The organism is Bacillus sp. GZB (genome assembly GCF_001975995.1).
GTDB lineage: Bacteria > Bacillota > Bacilli > Bacillales > Bacillaceae > Bacillus > Bacillus velezensis.
This window is the reverse complement of the sequence record NZ_MTQG01000016.1, coordinates 834,143-851,075: the sequence shown is the minus strand read 5'-3', so window position 1 is coordinate 851,075 and position 16,933 is coordinate 834,143. Positions and strand designations below refer to the sequence as shown.

The 16,933-nt window shown below is 48.3% G+C and carries 19 protein-coding genes; 15 read left to right on the top strand and 4 right to left on the bottom strand.

Annotation, left to right across the window (positions count from 1 at the left end):
- Positions 1 to 15 precede the first annotated feature (15 nt).
- The 7 genes from iolI (at position 16) to BXO87_RS10090 (ending at position 6,625) form a co-directional block, all read left to right on the top strand.
- Positions 16 to 858: a 2-keto-myo-inositol isomerase gene (iolI, locus tag BXO87_RS10120; protein ID WP_007407832.1), complete on the top strand. Its 843-nt coding sequence runs from the start codon at positions 16 to 18 to the stop codon at positions 856 to 858.
- Positions 859 to 860: 2 nt separating this feature from the next.
- Positions 861 to 1,733 carry a 6-phospho-5-dehydro-2-deoxy-D-gluconate aldolase gene (iolJ, locus tag BXO87_RS10115; RefSeq protein WP_076851318.1) on the top strand — a complete coding sequence of 291 codons (873 nt, stop codon included), beginning with the start codon at positions 861 to 863 and terminating at the stop codon, positions 1,731 to 1,733.
- Between the two features lie 107 nt (positions 1,734 to 1,840).
- Positions 1,841 to 2,530, top strand: coding sequence for a two-component system response regulator YxdJ (gene yxdJ / locus BXO87_RS10110; protein ID WP_004393241.1), 690 nt, complete (start codon positions 1,841 to 1,843; stop codon positions 2,528 to 2,530).
- Positions 2,527 to 3,504, top strand: a complete 978-nt coding sequence (yxdK, locus tag BXO87_RS10105) for a two-component system sensor histidine kinase YxdK (RefSeq protein ID WP_020958066.1) — start codon at positions 2,527 to 2,529, stop codon at positions 3,502 to 3,504. The genes yxdJ and yxdK overlap by 4 nt, the downstream gene beginning before the upstream one ends.
- Before the next feature lie 143 nt (positions 3,505 to 3,647).
- The gene (yxdL, locus tag BXO87_RS10100) at positions 3,648 to 4,421 is read left to right on the top strand and encodes an ABC transporter ATP-binding protein YxdL (protein WP_007614823.1); all 774 of its coding nucleotides are present in this window, start codon (positions 3,648 to 3,650) and stop codon (positions 4,419 to 4,421) included.
- Entirely contained in the window at positions 4,396 to 6,264 is a 1,869-nt protein-coding gene (gene yxdM, locus BXO87_RS10095) for an ABC transporter permease YxdM (protein WP_039063846.1), read from the top strand. The genes yxdL and yxdM overlap by 26 nt, the downstream gene beginning before the upstream one ends.
- A gap of 13 nt (positions 6,265 to 6,277) precedes the next feature.
- A complete protein-coding gene (locus tag BXO87_RS10090; protein WP_004393256.1) occupies positions 6,278 to 6,625 on the top strand; it encodes a YxeA family protein in 348 nt (115 codons plus the stop codon).
- A 39-nt stretch (positions 6,626 to 6,664) separates the two neighbouring features.
- Here the strand turns inward: BXO87_RS10090 and BXO87_RS10085 are convergent, their stop codons facing one another.
- Complete coding sequence (locus BXO87_RS10085; protein WP_076851317.1) at positions 6,665 to 7,627, bottom strand: iron-hydroxamate ABC transporter substrate-binding protein; 963 nt, start codon at positions 7,625 to 7,627, stop codon at positions 6,665 to 6,667.
- A 129-nt stretch (positions 7,628 to 7,756) separates the two neighbouring features.
- Here BXO87_RS10085 and BXO87_RS10080 point away from each other — a divergent pair, with 129 nt between their 5' ends.
- Positions 7,757 to 8,149, top strand: coding sequence for a hypothetical protein (locus BXO87_RS10080; protein ID WP_007407824.1), 393 nt, complete (start codon positions 7,757 to 7,759; stop codon positions 8,147 to 8,149).
- Positions 8,150 to 8,199: 50 nt separating this feature from the next.
- Here the strand turns inward: BXO87_RS10080 and BXO87_RS10075 are convergent, their stop codons facing one another.
- The gene (locus tag BXO87_RS10075) at positions 8,200 to 8,562 is read right to left on the bottom strand and encodes a hypothetical protein (RefSeq protein ID WP_007407823.1); all 363 of its coding nucleotides are present in this window, start codon (positions 8,560 to 8,562) and stop codon (positions 8,200 to 8,202) included.
- A 160-nt stretch (positions 8,563 to 8,722) separates the two neighbouring features.
- Positions 8,723 to 9,109: a hypothetical protein gene (locus tag BXO87_RS10070; protein WP_007407822.1), complete on the bottom strand. Its 387-nt coding sequence runs from the start codon at positions 9,107 to 9,109 to the stop codon at positions 8,723 to 8,725.
- A 110-nt stretch (positions 9,110 to 9,219) separates the two neighbouring features.
- On the opposite strand from BXO87_RS10070, the gene BXO87_RS10065 reads away from it, so the two are divergent.
- The 7 genes from BXO87_RS10065 (at position 9,220) to BXO87_RS10035 (ending at position 15,408) form a co-directional block, all read left to right on the top strand.
- A complete protein-coding gene (locus tag BXO87_RS10065) occupies positions 9,220 to 9,639 on the top strand; it encodes a lipocalin family protein (protein WP_007407821.1) in 420 nt (139 codons plus the stop codon).
- Complete coding sequence (locus tag BXO87_RS10060) at positions 9,629 to 10,153, top strand: hypothetical protein (RefSeq protein WP_015240896.1); 525 nt, start codon at positions 9,629 to 9,631, stop codon at positions 10,151 to 10,153. Before BXO87_RS10065 ends, BXO87_RS10060 begins: the two co-directional genes overlap by 11 nt.
- 68 nt (positions 10,154 to 10,221) lie before the next feature.
- On the top strand, positions 10,222 to 11,034 hold the full coding sequence (gene yidA / locus BXO87_RS10055; protein ID WP_047936325.1) for a sugar-phosphatase: 813 nt from the start codon (positions 10,222 to 10,224) through the stop codon (positions 11,032 to 11,034).
- A gap of 70 nt (positions 11,035 to 11,104) precedes the next feature.
- On the top strand, positions 11,105 to 12,046 hold the full coding sequence (locus BXO87_RS10050) for a sugar-binding transcriptional regulator (protein WP_007407818.1): 942 nt from the start codon (positions 11,105 to 11,107) through the stop codon (positions 12,044 to 12,046).
- Between the two features lie 90 nt (positions 12,047 to 12,136).
- Entirely contained in the window at positions 12,137 to 12,805 is a 669-nt protein-coding gene (gene deoC / locus BXO87_RS10045) for a deoxyribose-phosphate aldolase (protein WP_004393277.1), read from the top strand.
- Positions 12,806 to 12,897: 92 nt separating this feature from the next.
- Positions 12,898 to 14,079, top strand: a complete 1,182-nt coding sequence (locus tag BXO87_RS10040; protein ID WP_004393280.1) for a NupC/NupG family nucleoside CNT transporter — start codon at positions 12,898 to 12,900, stop codon at positions 14,077 to 14,079.
- Between the two features lie 27 nt (positions 14,080 to 14,106).
- A complete protein-coding gene (locus tag BXO87_RS10035; RefSeq protein ID WP_020958064.1) occupies positions 14,107 to 15,408 on the top strand; it encodes a pyrimidine-nucleoside phosphorylase in 1,302 nt (433 codons plus the stop codon).
- Positions 15,409 to 15,447: 39 nt separating this feature from the next.
- Here the strand turns inward: BXO87_RS10035 and BXO87_RS10030 are convergent, their stop codons facing one another.
- The gene (locus BXO87_RS10030; protein ID WP_007407815.1) at positions 15,448 to 16,866 is read right to left on the bottom strand and encodes an amino acid permease; all 1,419 of its coding nucleotides are present in this window, start codon (positions 16,864 to 16,866) and stop codon (positions 15,448 to 15,450) included.
- Positions 16,867 to 16,933 lie beyond the last annotated feature (67 nt).

Genomic DNA, 16,933 nt, shown 5'->3' with positions numbered 1-16,933 from the left:
ATGGGAGAGGCTGACATGAAACTTTGCTTTAATGAAGCGACTACGCTGGAGAATTCAAACCTGAAACAGGATTTAGAACTGTGCGAAAAGCACGGCTATGATTATATTGAAATCCGCACAATGGATAAACTGCCGGAATACTTAAAAGACCATTCACTGGCCGATCTGGCGGAATATTTTCGAACCCATCACATTAAACCGCTTGCCCTGAACGCACTGGTTTTCTTCAACAACCGTGATGAGAAGGGCTATAGGGAGATCATTTCGGAATTCAAAAGCATGATGGAAACCTGCAGGACGCTCGGCGTGAAATATGTGGTGGCCGTGCCGCTTGTGACAGAGCGGAAGATCTTGAAAGAAGAGATCAAAAAGAGCAGCATAGAGGTGCTGACTGAGCTTTCGGACATCGCGGAGCCGTACGGCGTAAACATTGCCCTTGAATTTGTCGGCCACCCGCAATGTACGGTCAATACATTTGAACAGGCGTATGACATCGTGAACGCTGTCGGCCGCGATAATGTCGGACTGGTGTTTGACAGCTTCCATTTCCACGCGATGGGCTCCAATATTGAGAGCTTGAAGCAGGCGGACGGAAAGAAAATTTTCATCTATCATATCGACGATACAGAAGACTTTCCGATCGGCTTTTTAACAGATGAAGACCGCGTCTGGCCTGGACAGGGTGCGATTGACTTAGACGCCCATCTGTCAGCGTTAAAAGAAATCGGATTCAATGATGTTGTCTCCGTAGAGCTGTTCAGACCTGAATATTATAAGCTGACTGCGGAGGAAACGATCAAAACGGCAAAGGAAACAACGGAAGCCGTCGTATCAAAATACTTCATGAAGGAGGCGTGAACATGGCTTTTGTCACCATGAAACATCTTCTTGCAGAAGCGAAACGGGAGCATTATGCAGTCGGCCAATTTAATATCAACGGCCTCCAATGGACGAAGGCGATTCTGCAAGCGGCGCAAAAGGAGCAATCGCCGGTCATCGCCGCGGCTTCCGATCGTCTGGTCGACTATTTAGGCGGATTTAAAACGATTTCCGCCATGGTCGGCGCGTTAATGGAAGAAATGGCGATTACCGTTCCCGTCGTGCTCCATCTTGATCACGGAAGCAGTGCGGAACGCTGCAGACAGGCCATTGACGCCGGCTTCAGCTCAGTGATGATTGACGGCTCCCATCATCCGATTGATGAGAACATCGCGATGACAAAAGAAGTCGCCGATTATGCGGCTAAGCACGGCGTCTCAGTAGAAGCAGAAGTCGGCACGGTCGGCGGCATGGAAGACGGGCTGGTCGGCGGGGTCCGCTATGCCGATGTCGCCGAATGTGAGCGGATCGTCAAAGAAACCAATATCGACGCGCTGGCCGCCGCCCTCGGCTCCGTCCACGGCAAATATCAAGGTGAACCGAATCTCGGATTTAAAGAAATGGAGGCTATCTCCCGCATGACTGATATTCCTCTCGTTCTTCACGGAGCATCCGGGATTCCGCAGGAACAGATCAAAAAAGCCATCACGCTCGGCCACGCGAAAATCAATATCAACACGGAATGTATGGTCGCCTGGACAGACGAAACACGCCGCATGTTTCAGGAAAACGGCGATCTGTACGAACCACGCGGCTACATGACACCCGGCATTGAAGCCGTGGAAGAGACAGTGCGAAGCAAAATGAGAGAGTTCGGATCAGCCGGTAAAGCTGTAAAACAGCAGGTCGGCTGATGAGAACGGAAACCGCCAAGGTGGCGGTTTTTTTGTGCGGTGTTGCGCCCGTACGCCCGAAACGATTATGATGATGGCAGCAGTGTAAGAAACGGGAGTGGTTCAGTTTGAATAAAATCATGATTGTGGAAGATAGTGAAGACATTCGCGGACTATTGCAGAATTACCTTGAAAAATACGGATATCAAACCGTGGCCGCCGCGGATTTCACGGCTGTTCTTGATGTTTTTTTGCGGGAAAAGCCTGATGTGGTGCTGCTTGATATCAATCTGCCGTCTTATGACGGCTATTATTGGTGCCGCCAGATCCGCCAGCATTCTACAAGCCCGATCATTTTCATCTCTGCCAGAAGCGGGGAAATGGATCAGGTGATGGCGATTGAAAACGGCGGAGATGATTATATCGAAAAACCGTTTTCCTACGATATTGTGCTGGCGAAAATCAAAAGCCAGATCCGGAGGGCGTACGGAGAGTACGCCGCCAAGCAGGGAGAGAAAGTGGTTGAATATGCCGGTGTGCAGCTCTTTGTGGAACGGTTTGAACTGCGCTTTCAGGACGAAAAAAGCGAGCTTTCTAAAAAAGAAAGCAAGCTTTTGGAAGTGCTGCTGGAGCGGGGAGAAAAGGTGACGGGAAGAGACCGGCTCATGGAAAAAACGTGGGACACCGATATTTTCGTCGATGATAATACGCTTAACGTGTATATCACGCGGCTCAGAAAAAAATTGCGGGAGCTGAACGCGCCTGTTTCCATTGAATCGGTGCGGGGCGAAGGCTACCAGCTGAGGGCGCTGTCATGAAGCTGTTTCTCCGGTCTCATGCCGTGCTGATTCTGCTTTTTCTCCTTCAAGGGCTGTTTGTTTTCTTTTATTACTGGTTTGCGGGTCTTCATTCTTTTTCCCACCTGTTTTACATATTGGGCGTGCAGCTTCTTATTTTGGCGGGATATCTTGCCTATCGCTGGTACAAAGACCGCGGTGTGTATCATTGGCTCAGCTCGGAGCAGGAAGGGACGGACATCCCGTATCTCGGTTCTTCAGTGTTTTGTTCAGAGCTGTATGAAAAGCAGATGGAGCTGACCCGGATGCAGCACCAGAAGCTCCATGAGACCGAAGCCAAGCTTGACGCGCGGGTGACGTATATGAACCAATGGGTGCACCAAGTAAAAACGCCGCTGTCGGTCATTAATTTAATCATTCAGGAAGAGGATGAGCCCGTCTTTGAACAAATCAAAAAAGAGGTCCGGCAGATTGAATTCGGGCTGGAGACGCTTCTTTATTCTTCAAGGCTCGACCTGTTTGAGCGGGATTTTAAAGTTGAAGCGGTTTCCTTATCAGAGCTTCTCCAATCGGTCATTCAAAGCTATAAACGATTTTTTATTCAATACCGCGTCTATCCGAAAATGGATATTCGCGATGATCATCAGATTTACACCGATGCGAAATGGCTCAAATTTGCGATCGGCCAAGTGGTCACAAATGCGGTCAAGTATTCGGCAGGCAAGAGTGACAGACTTGAGCTGAATGTCTTCCGCGATGAAGACAGGACGGTGCTTGAAGTCAAAGATTACGGTGTCGGCATTCCCTCGCAAGATATCAAGCGGGTGTTTGACCCTTATTACACCGGCGAAAACGGACGGCGTTTCCAAGAATCTACGGGAATCGGCCTTCATCTCGTCAAAGAAATTACGGGCAAGCTTAATCATACGGTGGACATCACTTCGTCCTCCGGTGAAGGGACATCGGTCCGATTTTCATTTCTTACAAAAATGTAAGGCTGCGTTAAGAAAACAACATAGCTCGTTTTGTTTCCCCTTGATAACATGGATTTATGTCAAGGGGATTTTTATGTTAAATGCCCCGGCACTACATGAAAGCAGCCCAGACCAACAAGAATAAAACCATAAGGAGGATTTTCATGGCGAATATGCTTGAAGTCAAACATATAAATAAAACCTATAAAGGACAAGTGTCCTATCAAGCTTTAAAACAAATTTCGTTTTCAATAGAAGAAGGCGGGTTCACGGCGGTGATGGGACCGTCCGGCTCCGGAAAAACAACGCTTTTGAATATCATTTCAACGATCGACCGGCCGGATTCAGGCGATATCCTGATTCACGGAGAAAACCCGCACCGGCTGAAGCGGACAAAGCTCGCTCATTTCCGCCGCAAGCAGCTCGGATTTGTGTTTCAGGATTTCAACCTTCTGGACACACTGACCATCGGTGAAAATATCATGCTGCCGTTAACGCTTGAAAAAGAAGCGCCGTCTGTCATGGAAGAAAAACTGCACGGCATCGCGGCAAAGCTCGGAATTGAAGACCTGCTCAACAAACGGACGTTTGAAGTATCCGGCGGACAGCGCCAGCGGGCCGCCATCGCAAGAGCGGTCATTCATAAGCCGTCACTCATTCTGGCCGATGAACCGACGGGAAACCTTGATTCCAAAGCGTCAAAAGACGTCATGGAAACGATGCAGAGCCTGAATCAGGATGATCATATCACGGCTTTGATGGTGACCCACGATCCGGTTGCGGCAAGCTACTGCCGCCGCGTCATCTTTATAAAAGACGGCGAACTGTTTAATGAGATTTACCGCGGGGAAAACCGCCAAGTCTTTTATGAGCAGATTCTTGATGTGCTGTCTATGCTGGGGGGAAACGCAAATGACCTTTCTTCAGTTCGCTTATAAAAACGTCACGAGAAACAAAAGGGCCTATCTTGCTTTCTTTTTAAGCAGCGCTTTTTCCGTTTTGATTTTCTTTACCTTTGCGATGTTCCTGTTTCATCCGGCACTAAAGGAAGGCTACCTGAATAACATCGCCAGAAAAGGCTTAACCGCTGCGGAATGGATGATCTTTGTTTTTTCTTTCTTATTTGTTCTGTATTCGGTTAACGCATTTTTGAAATCGAGAAATAAAGAATTCGGCATCCTGCTGATGCAGGGTATTACGCCGGTGCAGCTGAGAAAGCTCATTACGGCGGAAAACATGATCATCGGCGTCATGTCGATCGCAGCGGGGATTATCGGAGGCTTCATTTTTTCGAAAACGTTCTTTACGGTCGGCGCTTATATTTTAGAAATGGACGCGCTGCCTCTGTACATGCCTTGGAAAGCGCTCGGCATTACGGCCGGCGGATTTCTGCTCTTATTTTTCCTTTTATCGCAGTTCACGATCCTTTTTGTCAGATCAAATACGGTGATCAAATTAATAAAGGGCACTGACAAGATCAAGCCGGAGCCGAAGCCGTCCGTGCTTCTGTCTATATTCGGCATCGCCTGCCTGTGCGGCGGGTACGGCATGGTTCTGAAAGGCAATGTCCACGGGACTCAACCGTTCATCATTTTACTGCTTACCGTCATCGGTACGTATTTCTTTTTCAGCCAAAGCAGCATCTGGATTCTGCGCGCGCTGAAGAAGTGGAAAACCTTTTATCTGCGCGGGAAAAATGTCATTTGGGTTTCTGATCTTGTTTATCGTTTAAAAGACAACGCCCGCCTGTTCTTTATTGTCAGCATTATTTCCGCGGTAGCGTTTACGGCGACAGGCGTGCTCGCGATGTACAAATCGACCGTCGGGGCGGAAGAGTCCGCTTATGAGATGGAGTATTTATCTTACAGCGGCAACCCAAAAGAACAGACTCATTTGAAAGATATTGACCATGAACTGAAAACACACGGCTTTACGTATAAGAAAGACAAAATAAATGTTTCCTATATTCGCTATCAGGAAGGAGATACTGTTCCGCCTGTTTACATGATCAGCGAATCGGATGTGTCAACATACTTCCATGTCAAGCTGAGCGGCCTGAAACATGATGAGGCTGTCTATTTTCCGGGTACGTATGACCGGAATTTCAAAAACAAAGCACCGGATCAGCTGAAGCTGCTGAACCAAAAAGGCAAGCCGTCTGACCAAAAACTGACGGTAAAAGAAGTCGAAAAACCGCTGATTTCATTAAATGCCATCATCGCGGTGAACGATCAAACCTTTGATCAGCTGAAATCACTCGGTGAAAAAGCGTCATTATACGGCTACAGCTATGATCATTGGAAAGACAGTCTTGGGATCAGCCAATCCTTGAAAAATGAGATTTACGGCAACTATATCGACGTCCATTCTGATTTTATGGCAAAAGCCGGCACCTACTATGATACGGTGCAGCTGCCGAGCCTGAGTTTATTCATCGGCCTGTTTATCGCGATCGTCTTCTTTGTCGCGGCAGCAAGTTTCTTATATTTCAGGCTGTTCACCGATTTAGATGAAGACAGGGAGCGCTACCGTTCATTGGCCAAAATCGGCCTGAGTGAGCGTGAAATGGCACAAAGCGTGACGATACAATTGGCGATTTTGTTCTTCTTCCCATTTGTCATTGCCGTCATGCATACGCTGTTTGCCTTGAGAACATTGGCCGTGGAAGGCTATTCCGATGTAGCGGGGCCGCTCAGTTTCACTATCGGAGGGTTTTTCATTTTTCAGCTTCTGTTCTTCCTCACAGTGCGGTCAAGCTATTTGAAAAAAATGAATAAGTAAGGGGAGTGCAAAGATGAAAAAAGCATTGGCAATCCTGGCCGTCTTGGCGGCCGCTGCCGTCATATACGGACTTCTCTTTTTTCATAATGATGTTACAGACAGATTTAATCCGTTTATTCACCAGCAAGATGTTTATGTACAGATTGATCGAGATGGCAAACATCTTAGCCCGGGCGGTACTGAGTATACATTAGACGGATATAACGCATCCGGGAAAAAAGAAGAAGTGACCTTTTTCGCCGGGAAAGACCTTCGGAAGAACGCGTATTTGAAGGTGAAGGCGAAAGGAAAGTATGTCGAGACCTGGGAAGAAGTCAGATTTGAAGATATGCCGGGCTCCGTACAGTCAAAGTTAAAGTGAACATGAAAAGCGGCACAGTGTCATGACTGTGCCGTTTTTTTATTTTTTATTTTCTTCAGCCCGTTTGATCAGCATGTCGGTGATGATATCCATCTGTTTGCTGACGGCAATCGGGTCATACGGATAGAAGGTGTTGAAATCGTTGATAAAGACACGATTGTGTTTTACGGCATCGAGATTTTTCCAAACGGATGAATCTTTCAGACGCTCAAATGTTTTGCTTTCTCCATTCGGATTGTAATCAGTAATGAACATATAATCAGCCGCATATTGAGGGATGACCTCTTGGGAAACCTGTTTCATGGCGCCTGTTTTCATGATGTTTTTTTCAATTTTGGTCGGCGCTTTCAATCCGAGCGCGTTATAAACGGCTTGGCCGCCGCGACCGGAATTGTCATTGAAAACCCAGATCTCGCCTTTATCCGTCGTTTCATAAAGGCCGACTGTCTCGTCTTTGCCGATCACGTTTTTGAGGCGCTTTTGATTCGCTTCGGCTTTTTTGTTGAAGTCTGCCATAAAGCTTTTGGCTTTATCCTTCGCCCCGGCAATGTCGCCGAATAGGCTGACCGTATCTTTCGTATTCTTTGCGGTGTTAAAAGGAATGACAATCGTCGGTGCGATTTTCGATAGTTTCTCGTATTGGTCTTCCTTCATCAGCACGATTAAATCAGGCTTCAGCTGCATCACTTTCTCCACATTGACGGGATTGCCGATGTCAGTAATGTTTTTCAGCTGTTTTTTGATAAACGGATTTTTGAAAGTCCATGAGCCCGCCCCGACGACATTTGCGTCAACGGACAGCAGCTCACCCGCATAAAAGTCAGTGACGATCCGTTTCGGATGTGCGGGTATGTCAATATTTCCTTTTGTTGATTCATATGTACGCATGTCTGTCTTTCCTTTGCCTGATGCCGATCCGTTGTTTTCCTTCGCGCCGCTGCAAGCGCTTAATGCGAAAACAAGCAGAAGTGCCAGGCCGATCAGCCATGATTGTTTCTTCATAATGATCCCCCTATTTCAGTGATAATGATTATCATTATTAATATAGCAGGAAGACGTCATTCCGTCTATATTTTTTATAGAAAACCTTCCTTGATTATCCATGTTATAGTAGTAAAGGAGGAGGAATGAATGTTGATTACGAAAAGAGGGACTTGGTGGGAAGTGCTGCACAGCTGGTGGCTGCTGCTGACTTTTGCGCCGTTTGCGCTGACCGCTTTCTTGGCCTTTTTCTATATCGGCTACCGGGCTAAGAACAAAAAATGGCTGAAATACGGACTTATCTATTTTATTATTTTAGCAATTGCTTTTGTGCTGCCGAGCACGCCGGGCGTGTATATCGTGCTGCCTTTATGGGTCATCTCCATCATCCACGGGCTGAAAGTGCGGGCGGCTTATTTGATACAGCTTGATGTGTTTAAACAAAACGTCGAAGCAAGAGCGTTTGAAGCGGTAAGGCATGAGGCGGAAGCAAAATTCGGCGGAAAACCCGCTCATCGCATTGATCTGACAAAACAGAGATAAAAACAAATGACAAAGCCGGTATCTCGCGCTTTGTCATTTGCATGACCGGCCTATTGCTGGTATGAATGCTGCTGAAACGGTGTGTGATGCTGTGTTTGCGGGAATGAAGAAACATTAGCGTTTGCCATCGGTGCAGGCATGTGTCCGCTTACTTCCTGCTGAAGCTGATTGCACACATTCACGATTTGCTGGCATTTCTGAATGGCCGCTTCATGCCCCTGCAGCGCTTGCTGAATGGTATGAACGGCATGCTGTTCATGGTTAAGCATCTGCTGAAGCATTTGAATGTTTTGCTGTTCCTGCTGGAGCATTTGCTTGTACTGCTGACTGCTTTGCTGTGTCTGCTGAATAAGCTGCTGTGCTGTTTGGCGGCATTGCTGCAGCTGATTTCCGCTGTATTGGTTTTGATACATCATGAAAACCTCCTGGAGTGATTGATTTTACACATTTATCATGTGAAAGAATAGGAGAGGCATTCATGCAAGAAAAGGATTCAAATATTTACCTGTTATGTACAGAGCGGAATACAAGGCTCGGGATGGCCTGTCGAGCTTTGTATTCCGGCCCTTTTTCTCAGAAGCCGCCTTCTGTAGCGTGAAAAGGAATATTGAGTCTGTTTTCGACTGCGCGCAGGCGCTGATTCAAACGGTTTAAGCGGCGGGTATGGATTTCAATGGACTGGCTCAGCCGTCTGATCTGCTCATTCATACGCGTGATTTCCCGGTTTTGGCGCTGGTCTTCTTGTGAGAGGCGGGTGAGCTCTCTCGTTTGCTCGGCGTTTTGTCTTTCAAGCTGGGCGACTCTCCGTTCTAAACCTGTCGGCTGCCGCTCTTCGGACTGAGGGGGCGCATAATAATAGCTTTCCTGCTGCTGATACGGCTCATACTCAACGCGGTTCACTTCGTATTCCTGCTGCTGAGGGAAATAGGCAGGCGGGGTGTAGTACTGATATGGGTTCATTCATCATTCTCCTTATCTAGTGAAGTCTTTATACACTATGTAGTCAATTGCACAGTGCCACGGCATCCGCCTAAGTTACAGGCGTAAAAAAGCTTCAAAGGAAGGTGATCATGTTGCGGAACATACGGATTTTCATCATGACGGTTCTTGTTTTCGGATGCGTCATGATAACAGGCTGCTCGCAAAAGAAAGCAGACGATACCCCTTTTTATTACGGGACATGGGATGCAGGGCTGAAGCCGGGCCCGATGGACGGGGTCAGATCTGAAACCGTCACGTTTACGAAAGACAGCGTGCTGACAAAGCAGGTCATTCAAGGCCGCGGCGAGGTTGCCATGCCCTCAGATGTGTACAAGGTGATCTCACAAAACACGGACGGGACGATCGAGATTGAATACCTCGGCCATCCGCACCCCGTCAAAAGCACGTTGAAAAGAGGAAAAAACGGTACGCTCATTTGGAAGATATACGGAGAAACAAAAACAATGACAAGAATAAAAACCGGCGGGGAGGATGCACATGAGAAATAAGGCTGCCGACAGACTCGTTTTGACGGGTGTCATCGTACATATCATTCAATGGTTTTCACTGTTATGGTTATTTTTTATGCTTTTTGATCAGTTCGGGCGTTTTACCATTTACAATCCCAATGTCGTCAACGGAAGCATGCAGTCTTTTTCATTCTTTGATATGATGCGCGCTCTTCTGTTTTCCGGCACGCTGCGGAATACGCTCCTGCTGTTTCTGTTTGCGGCAATGCTCATTTACTTGTGGGTGAACGCTCTGTTTATCCTGCTGGAAATCGTTTCTTATATCATGATCAGGCGGAACAGCCGTTCATTATGGGCATACTTTCCCGCAGCGATGGGAATAAAGCTTGCCCTTCTGGACATAGCGGCCGTCCCTTTCTTTGCGGCGGGGCTGATGCTCTTGAAGCAGAAAACAGATGACGGCGGCGAACAAGCTGACAAGGGGAAAAGACGGCCCCGCATCCGGAGGCAGGCCCGGTATACGAAGAGAAGGCGGAGAAACTCGTCCGTTTGATTTTTCATTGAAACGAAAAAGCGATATGATGAAAGCATAAGAAGAAAAGGATACAAAGGAGATGCAGGATGTACAAGTTAATCGCAATAGATATGGACGGAACACTACTAAACGATCATCATGAAGTGACGGCTGAAGTCCGCGGGGCGCTTGATGCCGCCAAAGCGGAAGGGGTCAATATCGTCCTGTGCACGGGCCGGCCGATCGGCGGCGTGCGTCGGTATTTGGAAGAGCTGAACTTACAGGAAGAAGGCGACTTTGTGATTGCCTATAACGGCGCACTCGTACAAAATACGTATACAAACGGTGTCGTGGCCGAGCAGTCATTAGGTTATGAGGATTTGAAGTCGCTTTACGAGCTGAGCTTACAGCTGGATACTCCGATGCATTACTTTGACACAGCCAATCTGTACACGCCGAACCGGGATATCAGTGAATACACGGTATACGAATCATACATTACGAAAGTGCCGCTTCATTTCCGCACGATCGATGAAGTGCCGAAGGATATTCTGATTCCGAAAGTCATGTTCATTGACGATCCGGACAAGCTGGAGAAAGCGATCGCTTCCATTCCGGAATCATTCAAGGAAATATACACAATGGTCAAAAGCGCGCCATTCTTCCATGAGATTCTTCACCCGAAAGTCAGTAAAGGAAACGCAGTCAAGCTGCTGGCCGAAAAACTCGGCATTGAACAGAAAGACGTCATGGCAATCGGCGATAACGGCAACGACATGTCCATGATTCAGTGGGCCGGCTGCGGTGTGGCAATGGCCAATGCCATCCCGGAAGTAAGGGAGATAGCTGATTTTGAAACGAAATCAAATAACGAACACGGCGTGGCGCATGCGATTCAGGAGCTTGTGCTGAAAAAATAGGCACCCCATCAGAGGGTGCTTTTTTACCGCGTGTTTTGGTGATATGATAAGCGGAGAGGGGAGGCGCGACATGGATCGTGAAAAACAGCAGCTCAGCATAGAAGCGGCAAAACTATATTATCAATCAGATTACAGCCAGCAGCAGATCGCCGAACGGCTTGATCTGTCACGCCCCACCGTTTCAAGGCTGCTTCAGTACGCAAAGGAAAAAGGGTATGTTCAAATTCGCGTCATGGACCCGTTTGAGGATCTGGACGAACTCGGCGCGAAGCTGGAAGAAAAATACGGGCTGCTTGAGGCGCACGTCGTCTTTTCTCCAAGCGACGATTACCAGGCCATTACACATTACTTAAGCCGCTATGGCGCAGACTATATGCATAAAACCGTAAAGGACGGCGATATACTCGGCGTAAGCTGGGGGACGACGATGTACCAGATCGCAAGCCGCATGGAGCCGAAGCAGGTAAAGAGCGTTGAAGTCGTGCAGCTGAAAGGCGGCATCAGTCATTCCAATGTTAATACGTACTCGTCAGAAACGATTCAGCTGTTCGCCGAAGCATTTCAGACCATGCCGAGGTATTTGCCGCTGCCGGTTATATTTGACAGCGCCGATGTGAAACAGATGGTCGAACGGGACAGACATATTAAGCGGATCATTGAAATGGGCAGACAAGCCAATATCGCCCTGTTTACGGTCGGAACCGTCCGGGATGAGGCGCTGCTTTTCAGACTCGGCTATTTCCGGGAAGAAGAGAAACAATTGCTGAAAGCACGCGGAGTCGGCGATATTTGTTCGCGTTTTTTTGACGAGGAAGGCAGGATTTGCAGCAGCAGCATTAACGGCAGGACGATCGGAGTCGAGCTCAGCGACTTGAAAATGAAAGAGCGTTCGATTCTGGTGGCGGGCGGCAGCAGAAAATGCAAAGCCATTCACGGTGCCCTGAAAGGAAAGTACGCCAACGTTTTGATTACCGATCAGCATACGGCCAAAAAACTCATTCAAGAATTGTGACAATTCATGAACATAATTTCAATTACCAATTTACATATGTTCAAAATTCGGTTATTCTAAACGTATCCTAGGAAAAAGGAAGTGCATACAATGTCAATTGCAAGTCAAATAGACCATACTGCTTTGAAACCGCATACACAAAAAGCGGATATTTTACAACTGATAAAAGAAGCAAAAGAATATAAATTCGCTTCCGTTTGTGTAAACCCGACTTGGGTCAAACTCGCAGCGGAGGAACTGAAAGGCACTGGAGTTGACGTTTGCACCGTTATCGGATTTCCTCTCGGCGCAACGACATCGGAAACAAAAGCATTTGAAACGAAGGATGCCATCTCAAAAGGGGCAACTGAGGTTGACATGGTCATCAATATCGGCGCATTAAAAGACGGCGATGATGAAGCGGTTGAAGCTGATATCCGTGCGGTAGTTGAAGCAGCTGATAAAAAAGCGCTCGTCAAAGTGATCATCGAAACATGCCTTTTGACAGATGAAGAAAAAGAGCGCGCGTGCCGCTTGGCGGTATCCGCAGGCGCAGATTTCGTCAAAACGTCTACCGGTTTTTCTACAGGCGGGGCAACGGCTGAAGATATCGCTCTTATGAGAAAAACAGTCGGACCGGACATCGGGGTCAAAGCATCAGGCGGCATCAGAACAAAAGCTGATGTTGACAGCATGATCGCTGCGGGCGCGAGCCGGATCGGCGCAAGTGCGGGCGTCTCTATCGTGAGCGGCGGAGACAGCGGCAGCAGCGACTATTAATCAGCAGTGCGGAAGCCGAAAGCTTCCGCCATCCTCTTTCTTTGTTGATGCATAAAAAATTGTAAGCGAATACAAATAAAAGGAGAACACATATGAAGTATCTCATCGGAATTATCGGAATCATTGTGTTTTTAGGTCTTGCCTGGCTTGCCAGCAACGGCAAAAAAAGAATCAGAATCCGGCCGATCGCCGTCATGCTCGTGCTGCAGCTGATTCTCGGTTATATTCTCCTCAACACCGGTATCGGGAATTTTCTTGTCGGCGGTTTTGCAAAAGGATTTAACTACTTGCTGGAATATGCATCAGAAGGGATTAACTTTGTATTCGGCGGGCTTGTGAATGCGAAACAGACGACGTTCTTCATGAGCGTGCTTCTGCCGATCGTCTTTATATCCGCTTTAATCGGAATTCTGCAGCATTGGAAGGTCCTCCCCTTCATCACGAAGTATATCGGTCTTGCGTTAAGCAAGGTGAACGGAATGGGGAAAATCGAATCTTACAACGCTGTCGCATCCGCGATTTTAGGGCAATCAGAAGTCTTTATCAGTTTGAAAAAACAGCTCGGTTATCTTACTGAACAGCGCTTATATACGCTTTGCGCATCCGCAATGTCGACGGTCTCAATGTCGATCGTCGGTTCTTACATGATGATGCTGAAGCCTGAATACGTCGTGACGGCGCTTGTGCTGAACTTATTCGGCGGATTTATCATCGCTTCTATCATCAACCCGTACACTGTCAGCAAAGAAGAGGATTTGATCGTCGTTCCTGAAGAAGAAAAGCAATCCTTTTTTGAAGTGCTCGGTGAGTATATAATGGATGGATTCAGAGTCGCCGTCGTTGTAGCGGCGATGCTGATCGGATTTGTCGCACTCATTGCTCTGGTCAACGGCGTTTTTAATGCGGTCTTCGGCATTACATTCCAGGCGCTGCTCGGATATGTATTCGCGCCGTTTGCGTTTTTAACCGGTATTCCGTGGAATGAAGCGGTGAGCGCCGGAAGCATTATGGCGACGAAAATGGTATCGAATGAATTTGTGGCGATGCAGACACTCTCATCCGGCGATTTCCATTTCAGTGCGCATACACAGGCAGTGGTATCTGTATTCCTTGTCTCATTCGCGAATTTCTCCTCTATCGGAATCATTACCGGTGCGGTGAAAGGGCTGCATGAAAAACAAGGAAACGTCGTCGCGCGGTTCGGGCTGAAGCTGCTGTACGGCGCAACGCTCGTCAGCTTCCTGACAGCGGCGATCGTCGGATTGATTCACTGAACATAAATGAAGGACAGGTGATAGATCATGAGAATGGTAGATCTTATTGTAAAAAAACAAAATGGAAAAGAACTGACAACAGAAGAAATTCAATTTTTCGTAAAAGGATACACGGACGGAAGCATCCCTGATTATCAGGCAAGCGCGCTGGCTATGGCGATTTACTTTCAGGATATGACGGATCAGGAGCGCGCCGATCTGACAATGGCGATGGTGAATTCAGGGGAAACGATTGATCTCTCCGCCATTGAAGGCATTAAGGTCGACAAGCACTCTACGGGCGGGGTCGGCGACACGACAACTCTCGTACTCGCACCGCTCGTCGCGGCGCTCGGCGTTCCCGTCGCTAAAATGTCCGGCCGCGGTCTCGGCCATACGGGGGGAACCATTGATAAGCTGGAAGCGATCGAAGGCTTCCACGTGGAATTATCAAAAGATGAATTCATCAAGCTTGTGAACCGCGACAAGGTAGCCGTCATCGGACAAAGCGGCAATTTGACGCCTGCCGATAAAAAGCTGTATGCGCTGCGTGATGTAACGGGTACGGTGAACTCCATCCCGCTGATCGCAAGCTCAATTATGAGTAAAAAAATCGCCGCCGGAGCAGATGCCATCGTGCTTGACGTCAAAACGGGCGCGGGCGCGTTTATGAAAACGGATGAAGACGCCGTGAACCTCGCCAAAGCAATGGTCCGCATCGGAAACAACGTCGGCCGCCAGACGATGGCCGTGATTTCTGACATGTCGCAGCCGCTCGGTTTTGCGATCGGGAATGCTCTGGAAGTACAAGAAGCCATTGATACATTAAGAGGGGAAGGGCCTGAAGACTTAAACGAACTCGTCCTCACGCTCGGCAGCCAAATGGTCGTATTGGCGAAAAAAGCTGAGACATTGAAAGAAGCGAGAACAAAGCTTCAGGAAGTCATGAAAAACGGCAAAGCGCTTGAAAAGTTCAAAGAGTTCCTGAGCAATCAGGGAGGAGACGCTTCTGTCGTTGACGATCCGTCCAAACTTCCGCAGGCGGCGTACAAAATTGACGTTCCGGCAAAAGAAGCGGGTGTCGTTTCAGAAATCGTCGCTGACGAAATCGGCGTCGCAGCGATGCTGTTGGGCGCGGGACGTGCGACAAAAGAGGACGAAATCGATCTTGCCGTCGGCATTATGCTCCGCAAAAAAGTCGGTGACAACGTCGAAAAAGGCGAGCCGCTCGTCACCCTTTACGCCAACCGCGAAAACGTTGAAGACGTGACCGCCAAAGTCTATGACAACATCCGCATCTCAGAAAAAGCGGAAGCGCCGAAACTGATTCATACGCTGATTACGGAATAAGAGAAGAAAGGCACATACCTCATCAGTATGTGCCTTTTTTTATGGCATGGTTTTATCCAAATGAATGTCACGGACGGATTGTTTCGGCTGTTTCTTTCTCAAAAAACGAATGAGATAGCACAGGATCATACAAGGAATTCCGCAGAAGAGGGCGATTCTTTGATTAGGATCAAATGCAAGGCCTACGCATGAAGCGAAACATAAGATCACAGCGGCGATCGGAACGAGAGGGTATAACGGTGTGCGGAAGGTCAGATCCGAGACGCGTCCGCCGTTTTTCACATAATGTTTTCGAAATAACAGCTGAGACAGGGCGATGCTCATCCACACCACGACGCCGGCAAATCCGGCTATTGCCACGAGCACCACGTAGACCGTGCCCGGGGCGGCGATGCTTGAGATCAAGGATATGCAGGAAACGGCCATGCTGGCGAGCAGAGCATTCAGCGGAATGCCTTTTGGTGTGACTTTTTTGAACCGGGCGCTGATCATGTTTTCATTCGCAAGAGACCACAGCATCCGGGTGGAAGCATACAGTCCGGAGTTGGCGACCGAAAGCAAAGCCGTTAAAATCACGAAGTTCATGATATCTGCGGCGTATGGGATACCGATTTGGGAAAAGACCGCGACAAACGGGCTTTCAATCACACCGGCTTCCTTCCAGGAGATCAGTCCGGACAGCACAAAAATGGCGCCGATAAAAAAGATGACCGTTCTCCAGGCGACATTCCGGATCGAACGCGGAATATCTTTTGCCGGATTGGCGGTTTCACCCGCTGTAATTCCGATCAGCTCCGTCCCTGAAAAGGCAAAGCTTACGGAAATCATTGCAATGAAAACCGCAAGAAAGCCGTTCGGAAACAGTCCGCCGTGCGAGGTGAAATTCGACAGCATCGGAGCTTCACCCGAACCGTGCAATGAAATCAAACCGAACATCGCGGCGCCGCCTAAGATGATAAATAAAAGGATGGTAACGATTTTGACGCTGGAAAACCAAAACTCTGTTTCTGCAAACAATTTAACGGAGAATGCATTGGCGGCAAAAAGGAGAGCCGCGAAAATCGCGCTCCACATCCAGACGCTGCTGTGGGGAAACCAGCGCTGCATGAGGATACCGGAAGCTGTAAACTCCGATCCTACCGTCACCACCCAATTCACCCAATACATGATACCGACCATAAAGCCCGTGGACGGCCCGATAAACGTTGTCGCATACGTTTGAAATGAACCGGTCACAGGCATGGCTACTGACAATTCTCCGAGACACTGCATGACAAGATACATCATCAAGCCGCCGATCAGGTAAGCGGCGATCGTCCCGCCCGGCCCGGCCTGGCTCAATGTATACCCTGTGCTCAAAAACAGCCCCGTGCCGATGACCCCTCCCAATGAGATCATAAATAAGTGCCTGCTTTTCATCGTGCGCTTTAGTTGATTGCCGCCTTGATCAACATCCATCGTGATCTCCCCCTTTTTGCGTGGCGTGAGAATCTTCCGGCAGCCGAGAGCACGCGTGCCGGATTTG

What these genes read in the sequence shown, in the direction of transcription:
- iolI (WP_007407832.1), top strand. Translation starts at nt 16, where the DNA reads ATGAAACTTTGCTTTAATGAAGCGACTACGCTGGAGAATTCAAACCTG.
- iolJ (WP_076851318.1), top strand. Translation starts at nt 861, where the DNA reads ATGGCTTTTGTCACCATGAAACATCTTCTTGCAGAAGCGAAACGGGAG.
- yxdK (WP_020958066.1), top strand. Translation starts at nt 2,527, where the DNA reads ATGAAGCTGTTTCTCCGGTCTCATGCCGTGCTGATTCTGCTTTTTCTC.
- yxdL (WP_007614823.1), top strand. Translation starts at nt 3,648, where the DNA reads ATGGCGAATATGCTTGAAGTCAAACATATAAATAAAACCTATAAAGGA.
- yxdM (WP_039063846.1), top strand. Translation starts at nt 4,396, where the DNA reads ATGACCTTTCTTCAGTTCGCTTATAAAAACGTCACGAGAAACAAAAGG.
- BXO87_RS10090 (WP_004393256.1), top strand. Translation starts at nt 6,278, where the DNA reads ATGAAAAAAGCATTGGCAATCCTGGCCGTCTTGGCGGCCGCTGCCGTC.
- BXO87_RS10085 (WP_076851317.1), bottom strand. Translation starts at nt 7,627, where the DNA reads ATGAAGAAACAATCATGGCTGATCGGCCTGGCACTTCTGCTTGTTTTC.
- BXO87_RS10080 (WP_007407824.1), top strand. Translation starts at nt 7,757, where the DNA reads ATGTTGATTACGAAAAGAGGGACTTGGTGGGAAGTGCTGCACAGCTGG.
- BXO87_RS10075 (WP_007407823.1), bottom strand. Translation starts at nt 8,562, where the DNA reads ATGTATCAAAACCAATACAGCGGAAATCAGCTGCAGCAATGCCGCCAA.
- BXO87_RS10070 (WP_007407822.1), bottom strand. Translation starts at nt 9,109, where the DNA reads ATGAACCCATATCAGTACTACACCCCGCCTGCCTATTTCCCTCAGCAG.
- BXO87_RS10065 (WP_007407821.1), top strand. Translation starts at nt 9,220, where the DNA reads ATGTTGCGGAACATACGGATTTTCATCATGACGGTTCTTGTTTTCGGA.
- BXO87_RS10060 (WP_015240896.1), top strand. Translation starts at nt 9,629, where the DNA reads ATGAGAAATAAGGCTGCCGACAGACTCGTTTTGACGGGTGTCATCGTA.
- yidA (WP_047936325.1), top strand. Translation starts at nt 10,222, where the DNA reads ATGTACAAGTTAATCGCAATAGATATGGACGGAACACTACTAAACGAT.
- BXO87_RS10050 (WP_007407818.1), top strand. Translation starts at nt 11,105, where the DNA reads ATGGATCGTGAAAAACAGCAGCTCAGCATAGAAGCGGCAAAACTATAT.
- deoC (WP_004393277.1), top strand. Translation starts at nt 12,137, where the DNA reads ATGTCAATTGCAAGTCAAATAGACCATACTGCTTTGAAACCGCATACA.
- BXO87_RS10040 (WP_004393280.1), top strand. Translation starts at nt 12,898, where the DNA reads ATGAAGTATCTCATCGGAATTATCGGAATCATTGTGTTTTTAGGTCTT.
- BXO87_RS10035 (WP_020958064.1), top strand. Translation starts at nt 14,107, where the DNA reads ATGAGAATGGTAGATCTTATTGTAAAAAAACAAAATGGAAAAGAACTG.
- BXO87_RS10030 (WP_007407815.1), bottom strand. Translation starts at nt 16,866, where the DNA reads ATGGATGTTGATCAAGGCGGCAATCAACTAAAGCGCACGATGAAAAGC.